The 13,201-nt window shown below is 61.8% G+C and carries 12 protein-coding genes; 10 read left to right on the top strand and 2 right to left on the bottom strand.

From position 1 onward, the window contains the following. Positions 1 to 17 precede the first annotated feature (17 nt). Both METH_RS15075 and METH_RS15070 read left to right on the top strand, forming a co-directional pair. Positions 18 to 2,810: a DEAD/DEAH box helicase gene (locus METH_RS15075; RefSeq protein ID WP_052348717.1), complete on the top strand. Its 2,793-nt coding sequence runs from the start codon at positions 18 to 20 to the stop codon at positions 2,808 to 2,810. Between the two features lie 313 nt (positions 2,811 to 3,123). Continuing rightward, entirely contained in the window at positions 3,124 to 3,939 is an 816-nt protein-coding gene (locus tag METH_RS15070) for an IclR family transcriptional regulator (protein WP_024091340.1), read from the top strand. Positions 3,940 to 4,009: 70 nt separating this feature from the next. On the opposite strand, the gene METH_RS15065 is transcribed toward METH_RS15070, so the two are convergent. Beyond that, complete coding sequence (locus tag METH_RS15065) at positions 4,010 to 4,951, bottom strand: cupin domain-containing protein (protein WP_197538806.1); 942 nt, start codon at positions 4,949 to 4,951, stop codon at positions 4,010 to 4,012. Between the two features lie 105 nt (positions 4,952 to 5,056). Between METH_RS15065 and METH_RS15060 the strand changes: the two genes are divergently transcribed. Beyond that, positions 5,057 to 5,845, top strand: a complete 789-nt coding sequence (locus METH_RS15060) for an IclR family transcriptional regulator (RefSeq protein WP_024091338.1) — start codon at positions 5,057 to 5,059, stop codon at positions 5,843 to 5,845. A gap of 45 nt (positions 5,846 to 5,890) precedes the next feature. Here the strand turns inward: METH_RS15060 and METH_RS15055 are convergent, their stop codons facing one another. Next, the gene (locus METH_RS15055; protein WP_044008449.1) at positions 5,891 to 7,027 is read right to left on the bottom strand and encodes an FAD-dependent monooxygenase; all 1,137 of its coding nucleotides are present in this window, start codon (positions 7,025 to 7,027) and stop codon (positions 5,891 to 5,893) included. A 275-nt stretch (positions 7,028 to 7,302) separates the two neighbouring features. Here METH_RS15055 and METH_RS15050 point away from each other — a divergent pair, with 275 nt between their 5' ends. The 7 genes from METH_RS15050 to METH_RS15020 all read left to right on the top strand — a co-directional run bounded on the left by METH_RS15050 (position 7,303) and on the right by METH_RS15020 (position 13,193). After that, positions 7,303 to 8,070: an ABC transporter ATP-binding protein gene (locus METH_RS15050; RefSeq protein ID WP_024091336.1), complete on the top strand. Its 768-nt coding sequence runs from the start codon at positions 7,303 to 7,305 to the stop codon at positions 8,068 to 8,070. Between the two features lie 25 nt (positions 8,071 to 8,095). Continuing rightward, on the top strand, positions 8,096 to 9,070 hold the full coding sequence (locus METH_RS15045; RefSeq protein WP_024091335.1) for an ABC transporter substrate-binding protein: 975 nt from the start codon (positions 8,096 to 8,098) through the stop codon (positions 9,068 to 9,070). 68 nt (positions 9,071 to 9,138) lie between these two features. Beyond that, positions 9,139 to 9,906 carry an ABC transporter permease gene (locus METH_RS15040; protein ID WP_044008448.1) on the top strand — a complete coding sequence of 256 codons (768 nt, stop codon included), beginning with the start codon at positions 9,139 to 9,141 and terminating at the stop codon, positions 9,904 to 9,906. Then, complete coding sequence (locus METH_RS15035) at positions 9,906 to 10,643, top strand: SDR family oxidoreductase (RefSeq protein ID WP_024091333.1); 738 nt, start codon at positions 9,906 to 9,908, stop codon at positions 10,641 to 10,643. The genes METH_RS15040 and METH_RS15035 overlap by 1 nt, the downstream gene beginning before the upstream one ends. Then, positions 10,643 to 11,482, top strand: coding sequence for an alpha/beta fold hydrolase (locus tag METH_RS15030; protein WP_052348716.1), 840 nt, complete (start codon positions 10,643 to 10,645; stop codon positions 11,480 to 11,482). The genes METH_RS15035 and METH_RS15030 overlap by 1 nt, the downstream gene beginning before the upstream one ends. Beyond that, positions 11,479 to 12,405: a VOC family protein gene (locus METH_RS15025; protein WP_024091331.1), complete on the top strand. Its 927-nt coding sequence runs from the start codon at positions 11,479 to 11,481 to the stop codon at positions 12,403 to 12,405. Before METH_RS15030 ends, METH_RS15025 begins: the two co-directional genes overlap by 4 nt. Further along, the gene (locus tag METH_RS15020; protein WP_024091330.1) at positions 12,405 to 13,193 is read left to right on the top strand and encodes an SDR family oxidoreductase; all 789 of its coding nucleotides are present in this window, start codon (positions 12,405 to 12,407) and stop codon (positions 13,191 to 13,193) included. The genes METH_RS15025 and METH_RS15020 overlap by 1 nt, the downstream gene beginning before the upstream one ends. Positions 13,194 to 13,201: the final 8 nt, after the last annotated feature.

Genomic DNA, 13,201 nt, shown 5'->3' with positions numbered 1-13,201 from the left:
CATCAAAGGGCGCTCTCGTGAAATTGAAAGACGGCGCGCGTGGGGTGATCCATGATCTGAGGCCGAAAGCAGAGCCGAACGAGGCTCAAATCGCCATGGCTGGCAATCGCCGCGTATGGTTGGCGCTATCGGATCTGAAGCCCGCATATGCGCCTGGACAGCAAGTACAGCACAAGCCACCGCGAGGTCGCGGAGCTAGCCTTGGGACCGGGGTTGTACTTGCTACGCGCCCGCTGGGAGGCTTCGAGCAGGTTCTCGTTCAGTTTGCAGAGACTGGAGAAACCAGGTGGCTGGACTGGCGTGTTCTCGCACAGGCGATGCCTGTCGAGTTGCGGATCGCAAAACGACAAACTGGCCAGCATTTGGACCATGCGGAGCGCTTCCGGCTCCGTATTCTGTCCAAGGCACTTCAGATATGGAATTCGAACACCGGAGCATTCGGTCGTCTCGACATCGACCCTCTGCCGCATCAACTTGATGTGGCACGGAAGGTCGTAACTTCCCCTCAGGCACGTTGGCTGATCGCCGACGATGTTGGGCTTGGCAAGACCATTGAGGTTGGTCTAATTCTTCACGCCCTCTCGCAGCGTAACCGCTGCAGGCGCGTCTTAATCGTCTGTCCTTCTTCGCTGACCAAGCAGTGGAAGGATGAGATGCGCGCCAAGTTCGGGCGTGCCTTCGAGATCTATCAGCGCGACTTCCGCCCCGAATACGCGGACGAAATGCGCCTAAGGGAGAATGTCATAATCTCACTCGATCTCGCCAAACGCGACGAGCATTTGGCAAGGCTCATCGAAGCTGGCTTCTGGGATGTAATTGTGTTTGATGAGGCGCATCGGCTCGGGCGGTCTGAAACCGGCGAGCAGACGGAACGCTATGCGCTCGCTCACAAGCTTCGCGACCGGACCCACTCTTTGCTGTTGCTTACCGCAACGCCGCACCAAGGCAAAACCCGTCGCTTTGCGGCTCTATTGGAGTTGGTGCGCCCGGACCTCCTGCCCGAAATCCGAACACTGGAGATGAACCCAGAGGTGGTTGGAGATATCATCATTCGTAACCGGAAGACCCGCGTCACGGATGCTGAAGGCACGCTGATTTTTCGCGGCCACGACACGCTTCGCCACATGGTGATCCCGTCGCCCGAAATGCGCACTGCGGACAAGGCGCTTCGGAGGTATTTGAGCGAGGGGTATCGCGCCAGTGCAGACGCACAGGATAGAATGATCGGCCGCGCCATCGGGTTTGTCATGACGACGTATCGCAAGCTCGCTTCATCTTCCGTGGCGGCAATCGAGCGCGCGCTGGAACGTCGCTTAGAACGACTTCGAGATTTCGATGCCGCTTCGGCACTGGCGATACCTTCTGACGACCAGCTCGAAGGCGACGACAATCTTGCGGAAGCTGGGCCCATCGGTGAGGTCGGCGCCTTCTTCGCCGATGAAGCAAGCGAGGTTCAGGCCGTTCTGAAACTCATCCGCGTGGCTCGGCAATCGGATGCGAAACTGCAGACATTCCTTAATGACGTGGTTTCGCCGCTTCTAACGCAGGGCCAAAATCTGTTGGTGTTTACTGAGTACAGGGCTACACAGAGTTACCTAGCAGAGGCAATCGCAAACGCATGTCCGGGGGTCCAGGTCGCCGCGATCAACGGCTCAATGCCTCTGGATGAAAAAATGAGGAACGTCCGCGCTTTCAACCGCCGAGAGGCTCAGGTCATGGTTTCGACTGAAGCAGGCGGCGAAGGCTTAAACCTACAAGACGCCTGTCATATCATGGTAAATTACGATCTGCCATGGAACCCGGCACGCCTAGTGCAACGGATCGGCCGTTTGTACCGCTATGGTCAGACGCGACGCGTTCAAGTCATTAATTTGCAGTCGGATGACGGCTTCGACAACAGCGCCATCATCTTGTTGTTGGACCGTGTCAGCACGATTGCACAAGACATGGCCAGTGTTGCCGGCGAAATGAAGGACGCCTTGGCCGCGGAAGTGCTCGGTGAGCTGATGTCCTATATCGACATGGAAAGCATCCTGGAACGAGCGACGAGCATGAAGATGGACCAGACCGAAGAGGAGATCGCGGAAGCCATACGCGAAGCACAGAAGGCTAGGGCGGCCGAGGATGATATTTTGCAGTTCGCATCCGCACAACAGACACGCGTTTCGGGCGGCTTCGACTTTCGGCATATCGTCAGCTTCGTGAAAGGGATGGCGCCAATCGCCGGGTATAATGTGCGAGCCGAGATGCATGGCGGAAAGACGCTAGAGCTTGAGCTTGCCGAAGAGGATATCGGCCGTTGGCCGGAATTCGGCCGTCGTAGCATTGTGCGCCTGACCGCAGACCACACTAGGGCGACATCCGATCCCTCACTAATCCCAATGGACTTCGAAGCTGGCTTTGTGCGCGATCTGTCAGAGCTTGCCAACGATAGGCTGCTCTTCGATGGATTGTACGCAGAAGCGGAAACGAGAACCGACAATGACGAGGAAGACGACGTAGTTGCTGTCCATCAGATCCGCTGGCAGGGTCTATCCGGCGAGTTGCTAGAGGAAGAGCTGATTGCCCTTTCGGGCAAAAAGGACGGTGCCGCGGAGCTAGCGCATGACGAGTTTGCGGAACTGCTGCTGAGGCGGCTGGACAGTGTGCCGGCATCGATGGCCAGCGATGAGGACCGGTTGATCGCTAAAGCCTTTGCACCGACAGTTGAAAGTATTGTCACGCGCTCGGCCGAAGCCGACCGCATGCCCTCGTCCGTGTTCTTGGCTGCAGGTCTTAAAAGAAGGCGTCGGCGCACTCTGTCGGAGTAGGCCGAAAACAGTTGGGGCAGAGAAGGTTCGACGCTAGTCCCATCCCCTCCGCCACCCACACTTTACATTAGATTTTGCATTGCCGCTGGTTGTGGCTTTGAGCGGCTCTTGCTGCACAAATTTCGTAGGGGCCCAACGGCTCATGCACACCAGCTATCCCGCTGGATGCACACAGTGAATCCTTCTCGAAATTTGTGCGACAAAGCAGAAACCTACAGTTCACAGGATTGCCGCTCCCTAATTGTCCTTTGCCCCGGATCAAACTAAGGGTATTTGTTCAAATGCGACAGAAGTGTTCAAATCTGGAGGGCGCATGGTGGAAGAGTTGAGCGTGGAGAAGAGACCGGATTATTCGGTGCCGCCGGTCATTCGGGCCTTTGCTCTGCTGCGTCATATCGCTGCCGGAAACCGCTGCCGCAACATCAGCAAGACGTCCAAGGCGCTGGGAATAAACCGTACAACTTTGATCCGGCTGCTGGCAACGCTTGAAGCAGAGGGCATGATCGAGTCGGCGGGTGAGGGCAATGGCTACCGGCTGGGCACCGGCCTGATCGCGCTGGCCTCCGAAGCGCTGAATGAACGGTCGATCGTGCAGGTGGCGCGCCCCTACCTGCGAAAGCTGGTGGCGGAGCTGAACCTCTCCTCGCATCTTGGCGTGCTGGATGGCCGCGAGATTGTTTATCTGCTTCGTGAAACGCCGAACTCTCACCTCGCCAGCAACGTGCGTGAAGGGACCCGGCTGCCGGCCCATGCCACGACCATCGGCCGGATGCTGCTGTCACAGCTGCCTCAGGTGATGCTGCGGCAGCTCTACAAAGGGGCAACCCTCGACTCCTTTACCGAAAAGACCCGGACCAGCCTTCAGGAGCTGGAGCAACAGCTGGATCAGGACCGGATGCAGGGCATTGCCTGGAGCCAGGCGAATTTCGAGCCGGGGATCGGCTCGGCCGCAGTGATCGTCTATGATCACCTCGGCTCGCCGGCCGGGGCGGTGAACGTTACGGGTCACGCCAGCGACTTTGCCCTGGACAGCGGCAATCTGCTGCGCATTGAAACCGCGCTCAAGGCTGTTGCGCAGGAGATTTCCGAGGCGCTTGGCTATCGCGGCTGGGCCTCAGACCAGATGTGAGCGCAGCGCCTGGCGCAAAAAAAAGGCCCCCCGTGCGGGAGGGCCAGTTTCGGGGAGGTATCTTGAATGATCAGGCCTTTTCGTAGCTGACGCCATCATCTGCTGCGGTGCCAATCACGTGCCAGACGGCAGCGGGCGCGGCGGAGTTGTTGCGGAACCAATGGGCGCGGCCAGCCGGGGTTTTAACCAGATCCCGCGGCCCCAGTTCGACTTCGACCTGTTCGCCGTCCTGTTCCCAGCCCACGGTCAGCGACCCTTCAAGGACAAGGAAAGCATCTTCGACGGCGCGGGTGTAGGGTTTCACTGCGACACCGGCAGGAACGCCCCACATTTCCTTACGGCAGGTGTCGTAATCAATGCCACCTTCGCCGACATAGACCTTGCGGGTGAAGCCTGCGTCTTCCCAGATTGTGGGCAGATCGGCATGACGCACCACGTATTGCGACATGAGCTGCTGAAGCGGGTGATCGCCTTCCGGGTCAAAGGGCAGAGTCTTGCCCGGTTCCGCGCCAAAGCTGCGGGCGAGTTCCGGGGCGTGTTCCTTCGGGTGGTAGTGGTAGACTGGCGGCAGCGGCTTGCCGACGTCGACGGAAATCGACATCAGCACCGGCTCGACACCGTCGACGCGGAAACCATGGCCGATTTCGCGGGCGTTCAGGATCATGTCCTTAGGGCCGAGGTTCACTTCGACGACTTCACCGTCCTTTTCCCAGCCGACAACCAGCGCCCCATTGATGATGAGGAAGCTTTCCTCGATCTCGTGGCTGTGGCAGGCGGCGTATTTTCCCGGCTCCTTATAGATAAGGGAGACGGTGAAATTGTCCGGCTTCAGGGTTGTTGTGTCTCCCTCCTTGGGCGAGCCGCCAGATCCGATGTAGCGCATCTGGGCGCGTTCCAGTTCGGGAAAACCGCGATTGGACGGAAAGGCATCCCAGTCGAATTTCTTGTCGGTAAAGCGCCCGGTATGCGCTTTCAGCTCTTTTGCCAGGGCAGAGGCGGGAGTGGATTGCATGTTCATATTGTCCTCACAGGTCCGGGGGAGATGGCAGCAGTCTAGCCAAATCGCGTTTTGCATGGCACACATGGTTTTACATATAAAACGCATGAGAGGTTCACCATGTCCGAGGACCGCTATCTGGTGTCCGGCTTGATTCGAGGTTTGGATGTCCTGCAGGCCTTCACACCGGAACGGCCGGAACTGTCGCTGTCGGAAATTGCCGGGATACTGGGGATCAGCCGGTCGGCGGCCTTTCGCCCGGTCTATACGCTTGCCAGCCTGGGATTCCTGCTGCAGGACCGGAACAGCCAGCGCTACTCCCTCGGACCGGCGGTGCTGCGATTGGGTTATGGCTATCTGGCGACGCGCGAATTGGTCGAGATCGCTTTGCCCGTTCTTGAGACCCTGCGCGACCAGAGCGGCTGGTCAGCGCATCTCGGGGTGCGGGACGGGCGCACGGTCCTATACATGCTGCGGGTGCCGGCGCTCAGCGGCCTCGACAGTATCGTCCATGTGGGAAGCCGCCTGCCTGCATCGGCCACCACCATGGGGCGGGTGCTGCTCGCGGGGCTACGGGAGAGCGAGGTCATCTCGCTTTACCGGGACGAGGATTTCAGCCGGGCGCCGGGGCGCAGCCCGCGCAGCCAGGCCGCCCTGCTTGCCCAGTGGAACGGGGATCTGGGGGCCAAGGCAATTGTGCAGGTCGGAGAGTTTGAAGCCGGGATGGCCTCGATCGCGGCACCGGTGCGTGACATGACCGGAGATGTTGCCGCTGCGGTCAACCTGACCCGGACGTTTTCGGAACGGCCCGGCCCGGATCAGCTTTCCGGGATTGAAGCGCTGGTCACAGAAGCCGCGGCGCGGCTGTCGGGTTTGCTGGGCTGGCAGGAGGCGAAGAGGCAGATGTAAAAAGCTCCGGCCGGAACCGGAGCTTCTTTGCCGCCACTGCGGGCCTCAGGCGGCCTGCGCCTCCAGCCCGCGCCAGGCGTCATAGCCATAGACCCAATCCGCATTGCCGCCTTTCTTGAGCCAGTCGTTGGCAAGCGACCCTTCCTGAACGCGGGTGGTGCGGGGAATGCGGGCCTGCGCATAGCGCTCGAGCGCTTCGGGCAATGCGTCAAAGCCGACCCCTTCGACGGCACGGGCCAGAACGATCGCATCTTCCGATGCCATGCAGGCCCCCTGCGCCATAAAGGGGACCATCGGGTGTGCGGCATCGCCCAGCAGCACCACGCGGCCTTCGGACCAGCGCGCCATCGGCGCGCGCACATGCAGGGCAGAGCGGGTCACATTGGTGCAGGCGCTGAGCAGGGCACGGGCCTCCGGGTGGAAATCCTTGTAGATGGCGCGCAATTCTTCGATATCTCCCGGCAAGGTCCAGCCTTCTTCTGTCCAGTCTTTCTGGCCGGTGGTGGCAAAGACAAAGATCTCCCTGCCCTGATTGAGCGGGAAGGTGACGATCTGAAGCTCCGGCACCGGGCCCCACCATTTGGTAAAGCTGTCGAGGTTCGGCAGATCCGGAGCGGCGTCGCGCGGAAAGGTGCCGCGATAGGAGACAAGGCCGGTGAACTTTGGCGCATCGGCACCGTAAAGCGCATGGCGCACCGCCGAGTGTATCCCATCTGCACCGATCACCAGATCGGCGTTAAAGTCGCTGCCGTCTTCGAACTGCAGCGTTGCCCCGGTTTCATCCTGTCGCACTCCGCTCACGCGGGCGCCAAAGCGAAGCGTGTCCGGTTTCAGCGCCGCCTGCAGGGCATCGAGCAGATCAGCACGGTGAATGGTCAGCTGCGGGGCACCGTATTTCTTTTCAGCGGCGGCGCTCATCGGCAGTTTTGAGGTCACGTCACCGCTGTCCCACATACGGGAAATGCGGAATTCCGGCCGCGCCGCGGTACGCCGCAATGCGCCGCCCAGCCCCAGATGGTCCAGCGCATGGACCGCATTGGGGGTGAGATTCACGTCGGCGCCGATTCTTCCGTAGGCCCGCGCTTGCTCAAAAATGGTGACCGCGTGCCCCTGATTCTGCAGGGCGATCGCCACGGCCATGCCGCCAACTCCGCCCCCGGCCACTGCAACTTTCAATGCCATTATCTGCACTCCCGATTGTTCACAATATAACATAGTGTTCAAATAGTGACTTTGGCGAGGGGGTTGCGGCCTGTCAAGTGGGCTGTCTTTTAACGAACTCCCCGGGAGCTCCGCTAAGCCAGATTCAAAAAATGTTGACAGATCGGAGGAGTTTCGGCAGGCTGTTTTATGAACAGTTTGTTCCATATTGAACAATTGCTAGCGATGGGAGACGGAAATGAACATCATTGAACACGGGCATCGCCACACGGCCGGCTGCGGCCTGGAGGTCTGACATGACGCTTGAATTCCGATCCGTCACTAAGCAGTTCGCCACACCGACAGGCACCCTGACTGCAATCCGCGACCTGAATTTCCGGGTTGAAGAAGGTGAATTCGTCTCGGTTGTCGGCCCCTCGGGCTGCGGCAAGTCAACATTGCTCAGCATGACCGCGGGCCTGTATCAGCCGACCAGCGGTGAAGTTCTGGTCAGCAACCGCCCAGTGACCGGCCCCAACGCCGAAGTGGGCTTCATGCTGCAGAAGGACCTGCTGCTGCCCTGGCGGACGATCCTGTCCAACATCGAATTCGGTTTGGAGGCCCGCGGCGTTGCCAGGGCCGCGCGGCGCGAACGGGCGCTGCAGGAGCTGAAACACTGTCAGCTCGAAGGCTTTGGCGAACAGTACCCTTACCAGCTCTCCGGCGGCATGCGGCAGCGGGCGGCGCTTGCGCGCACATTGGCCATTGATCCGGAAATCATCCTGCTGGACGAACCGTTTTCGGCGCTGGACGCGCAGACCAAGCTGATCATCCAGGACAATTTTGCCGCCACCATCAAGGAAACCGCCAAGACCACGCTGCTGATAACCCACGACTTGGCGGAGGCGGTGCTGATGTCGGACCGCATTCTGGTGCTCTCAGAGCGCCCGGGGACCATCGTTGCCGAACTCAAGGTCGACCTGCCGCACCGCGAGTCGCCGCTCAAACGCCGGGTGTTGCCCGAGGTCGCGGATTATGCCGCGCAGATCTTCAAGCATCTGAAACTCGAAAACCAGGCCGCTTGAAGCGGCAGAACCACAGGGGAAAGACATGAAACGCAAACTTGCAAACGTTCTTGCCGCAGCCGTGATTGCCGTGACCGGGGGAATTGCCCATGCCGGTGAACAGGTGACCTACCTGTTTCCGGCACCAGATTTCCTGCCTGCCTTTGCGCCGTTCCAGCTGGCTAAGGCCAAGGGCTATTTCGAGGACGCCGGTCTCGACGTTACCTTCCGCGTCGGCAAGGGCGGCGCTGATGTGGCGACCCAGGTTGCGGTCGGCAACGCCGATCTCGGCGGCGGCATCGGCGACACTCCGATTGTGGTGCGCGCCAACGGGCTTGAGGTGCGCGGCGTCGCGCTGCTGGGCGGCCGCGGGCTGACCCAGATCGCCTGGCGCAGCGAAAGCGGCATTGCCGGCGCTGCGGACTTGAAGGGCAAGTCGATCGGCGTGCTCTCCTTTCAGGACACCACCTATTACAACCTCCTTGGCGTGCTCGCGTCAGCCGGCCTGACCAAGGCGGATGCCGACATCCAGGCGGTCGGCCCGGGCGGCATTATCCAGCTGTCGATCGCAGGCAAGCTTGATGCCATGTCCGGCGTGCCGGAATGGATCGCGGCCATCGAAGGCGCCGGCGTCGAGATGGGCCAGATGCCGGTGGACTCTGTGTTCCCAGCGATGGCGCAGGCCATTATCGCCTCGGATACGGTGATCGCAGAGCGGCCCGAGATGGTGCAGGGCTTTGTCACTGCGGTGCTGCGGGCGGTAAAGGATATCCAAACCGACCCGAAAGCCGCTGCCGCCGAATTCACCGCCGCAGTGCCGCAGCATGCGGGCAAGGAAGCGATGATCGAAGGCATCCTGCGCTCTTATGCCGAGCTGGTCTACCCGGAAGCACCGGATCAGCCGCTTGGCACCTTTGACCCTGTTCGGATCGAAAAGGTCCAATCCTTCTATGTCGATAACGGCCTCGTGCGCACTTCGGTGCCGGTCGAAGACCTCTACACCAATGACTTTGTGAAATGACCGATACAACGCAAACCCGCGAGGGGGGCACCCCCCCCGCATGCCCCGCCGAACCGAGGATCTCGCCGATGCGCGCCCTGAACCCAGTCACAATCACCAGCTTGGGCATCCTGACCCTGGTGCTGCTGGCATGGGAGTTCCTGCCGCCGGCGCTGGATGTTCCGAAATTCATTATTCCGACCCTGTCCGACTGCCTGGTTGAAGCCAAGCGCATGTGGGCACAGGAAGGGCTGCTGGGCCATACGCTGTCGACCGCACTCTACACCGTCCTGGGCTTTGCCGTGGGCAGCGCGCTGGGCGCGGTGATGGGCTATCTTCTTGGCATGTCGGCCTTCTGGGAAAAAGTGCTGTCGCCCTACATCCTGGCGCTGCAGATCGCGCCCAAGGTCGCCTTCGCGCCGCTGTTCATCATGTGGTTCGGCTACAACTCCATCCCCAAGCTGCTGGTGACGGTGCTGATCGTGTTCTTCCCGGTGCTGGTCAACGTGCTGCAGGCGATGCGCACCGTCGACCGCGACCTGGTGAACCTGGCCCGCGCCTATAGCCTGTCGCGCTTTGGAATCTTCCTGAAGGTCGAGATGCCTTCAACCCTGCCGAACCTGATGGCCGGGCTGCGTATTGCTTCGACCCTTGCGGTGATCGGCGTCACCGTCGGCGAACTGGTCGGCGGCAATACCGGGCTTGGCTTCCTGATCTCCTACGGCGGCGGCCAGGCCAATGCCGCGATGGTTTTCATCGCCATCGTGCTGCTGACGGTGATCGGTTTCCTGCTCTACACCGTGCTGGTGCGGATTGAAGACCGCGTGCTGCATTATCTTCCGAAGGCGGAAAGCTGATGCTGGACGGACGCAACATCATCGTGACCGGCGCCGCACGCGGTCTTGGCGCCGAGATTGCCAAAACTTTGGCGGAACAGGGTGCCCGGCTGATCCTCGCCGATATCCTCGAAGAGGAAGGCCGGGCGACCGCAGAGACCCTCGGTGCGGAGTTCCTGCCGGTCGATCTCGCAGAGCCGGCATCAATCGAAGCCATGGGCAAAGCTGCGGCGGAGCTGACCGGCGGCGTCCTGCACGGGCTGGTCAACAACGGCGCGATTGCCACCGGCATCGGCGGCATCCCCTTTGACGAGATCGCCATTGATAGCTGGGATCTGGTGCAGCGCGTCAATGTGCGCGGGACCTGGCTGATGATCAGAGCGATGACGCCACTGCTCAAAACCTCCGGCTCCGGGCGGATCGTGAACCTCGCCTCCGACACGGCGATCTGGGGCGCGCCGAACCTGATGTCCTACGTCGCCTCCAAGGGCGCGGTGATCTCGATGACCCGCTCGCTGGCCCGGGAACTGGGACCCTGCCACATCGGCGTGACCGCCGTGGCGCCCGGTATCCTGACCACCGAGTCGACGGAATATGTCCCGGTGGAGCGGCATGACCTTTATGCCGGCCGCAGCGCCGTACCCGGCCGTCAAGCGCCGGAGCAGGTGACAGGTGTGGTGGCGTTCCTGCTGAGCAGCGGGGCGCTGACCCTCACCGGGCAGGTGCTGCCGGTGAACAACGGTTTTGTGTTCGCGTGATGGACCGGATCGCAACATATCAGTCCGGCGGCATCGAATATGCCGAACGTGCGGGCACCGGGCCCTGCCTGCTGCTGCTGCACGGGATCGGGTCGAACGCCCATTCTTTTGCACCGCTGATCCCGCATCTGCCGCAGGACTGGCGGGTGATTGCCTGGAATGCACCGGGCTACGGGCAGTCAGCGCCGCTTCAGGGCGGTTGGCCGGTGGCCTTCGACTACGCCCAGGCGCTGCTGGATTTCATGGACCGCCTCGGTCTTGATCAGGTGATGCTGGCGGGCCATTCGCTGGGCGCGCTCACCGCGGGTGCCTTTGCGGCGAGCTTCCGGGACCGGGTGTCCCGGCTGCTGCTGGCCTCGCCCGCGCTGGGGCATGGCATGGCCCGCGGCGGCCCGCCCAGCCCGGCGGCCCGGACCCGGATCAGCGATCTGGAGGCTCTGGGGCCGGAAGCCTTTGCCGCTGCCCGGGCGGCCCGGCTGGTGCATCAGCCCGAAGCCAGCCCGGAACTGGTTGCGGCGGTGCAGCGCAATATGGCGCAAGTCCGCATGCCCGGCTACGGCCAGGCGGCGCGGATGCTCGCCTCCGGCCGGTTGCTGGATGATGCCCGGCGGATCGCCGTTCCAGTGGATGTCATCGTTGGCGCCTGTGACGCCGTGACACCGCCCGAAGGGGCAAGACGCGTCCATGCCGCGCTGCGGCCGGATTGGCGTGGAACCTACACCGTGCTGCCCGATGCGGGGCATGCGCTTTACCAGCAGGACCCCGCGGGCTTTGCCGCTGCTTTGGTGGCCCTTGCTGAACCCGGCCGCGCGAGCGGGAACAAGGAGGTTGTGAAATGACGGAAATAGTACGAGTCGGCAGTTTGCGCGGCATCGTTATGCGCGGCCCGGGCCTGACGGCCACGCTGCCCTTCTATGAAGACATGTGGGGCCTGAACCTTGCGCATAAGGAAGATGGCGCCGCCTATCTGCGCGGCACCGGCAATGAGGCCTTTCTTTATGGTCTGAAAGAGGGGCCGGTCTTTGGCATCGAATATGTGCATTTTTCCATGCCGGACCGCGCCTCGATGCAGGCGCTGCACGATCAGGTTAGCGCCAAGGGCGCCGATGTGGTGCGCCCCTTGGGTGAATTCAGCGACTATGCGGGCGGCTACGGCTTCGAGGTTCTCGACCCCGACAACCGCCGCCTGCGGTTCCGCTGCGATGCGCTGGAACTTGACGAGGCGCCGGAATGGGCCAAGCCCCGCAAGGTCAGCCATGTGGTGCTGAACACCCCCGACCTCGAATCCCGCGAGGCCTGGTATCAGGAGGTTCTGGGATTCCGGGTCTCGGATTACTCCGCCGACCAGATGGTGTTCCTGCGCTGCAATTCGGACCATCATTCGATTGCGCTGGTGCGCGGCAACTATGCTTCGGTGAACCACGTCGCCTTCGAGATGCCGTCGATCGACGAATTCATGCGCGGCATTGGCCGGATGAAACAGAAGGGCCATCTGCCAACCTGGGGGCCGGGCCGCCACGGGCCGGGCAACAACCCCTTTGCCTATTTCGTCTCGCCCTCGGGGTTTGTGATCGAGTTCACTTCAGAGCTGCAGCAGATCGACGAGTCCACCCACGAAGCCCAGGTCTGGCCGCGCGACGACCCGGAAAAGATGGACCAGTGGATGACCGCCGGCCCGCCGACGCCGGCGCAGCGCGCGGTGATGCAGGGCCGCCCGGATCCGGGCTTTCCGGAGTTCCGCAAACACGGGGGAACGAACTGATGGATCTGAAATACGCAAACCGCACTGCGGTGGTGACCGGCGGTTCTTCCGGGATTGGCCTGGCCACCGTGCGCAAGCTCCTGGAGGAAGGCGCAAATGTTGCCCTCTGCGCCCGCACCGAAGGCCGGTTGATGGATGTCGCGTCGGTGCTGAAGCGGGATTATGGCGACGGCCGGGTGCTGGCGCGTGCGCTGTCGGTGCTCGATCCAGAAGCGATGAATGCCTTTGCCGCCGAGGTGAAGCAGACCTTCGGCCGCTGCGATCTGCTGGTCAACAATGCGGGCCAGGGGCGGGTCTCGACCTTTGCCGATACAACGGACGACGACTGGCGTGCGGAATATGAGCTGAAGCTGTTCAGCCAGATCCACCCCCTCAGGGCCTTCCTGCCGATGCTGAATGAAGCCGAAGGCGCCGTGGTGGCGGTCAATTCGCTGCTCGCCCTGCAGCCCGAGCCGCATATGGTCTGCACCTCCTCGGCCCGGGCCGGTGTGCAGAACCTGCTGAAATCGCTCTCGGTGGAATTGGCGCCGGAGGTGCGGGTCAACTCGATCCTGCTGGGCATGGTCGGCTCCGGCCAATGGACCCGCCGTTTTGCCGAACGCGAGGATCAGAACCAGAGCCGCGAGGAATGGTACGGCAATCTGGCCCGTAAGAAGGGCATACCGCTGGGCCGCCTCGGCGACCCGGAAGAGGCCGCCGCGGCGATCACCTTCCTGGGCTCGCATGCGGCCAGCTACATCACGGGTGCGCAGCTGGAAGTCTCCGGCGGCCTGTCACGATCAATCTGAGGAAGAAG

Source organism: Leisingera methylohalidivorans DSM 14336 (assembly GCF_000511355.1).
Taxonomy (GTDB): domain Bacteria; phylum Pseudomonadota; class Alphaproteobacteria; order Rhodobacterales; family Rhodobacteraceae; genus Leisingera; species Leisingera methylohalidivorans.
This window is presented reverse-complemented; position numbering and strand designations above follow the sequence as displayed.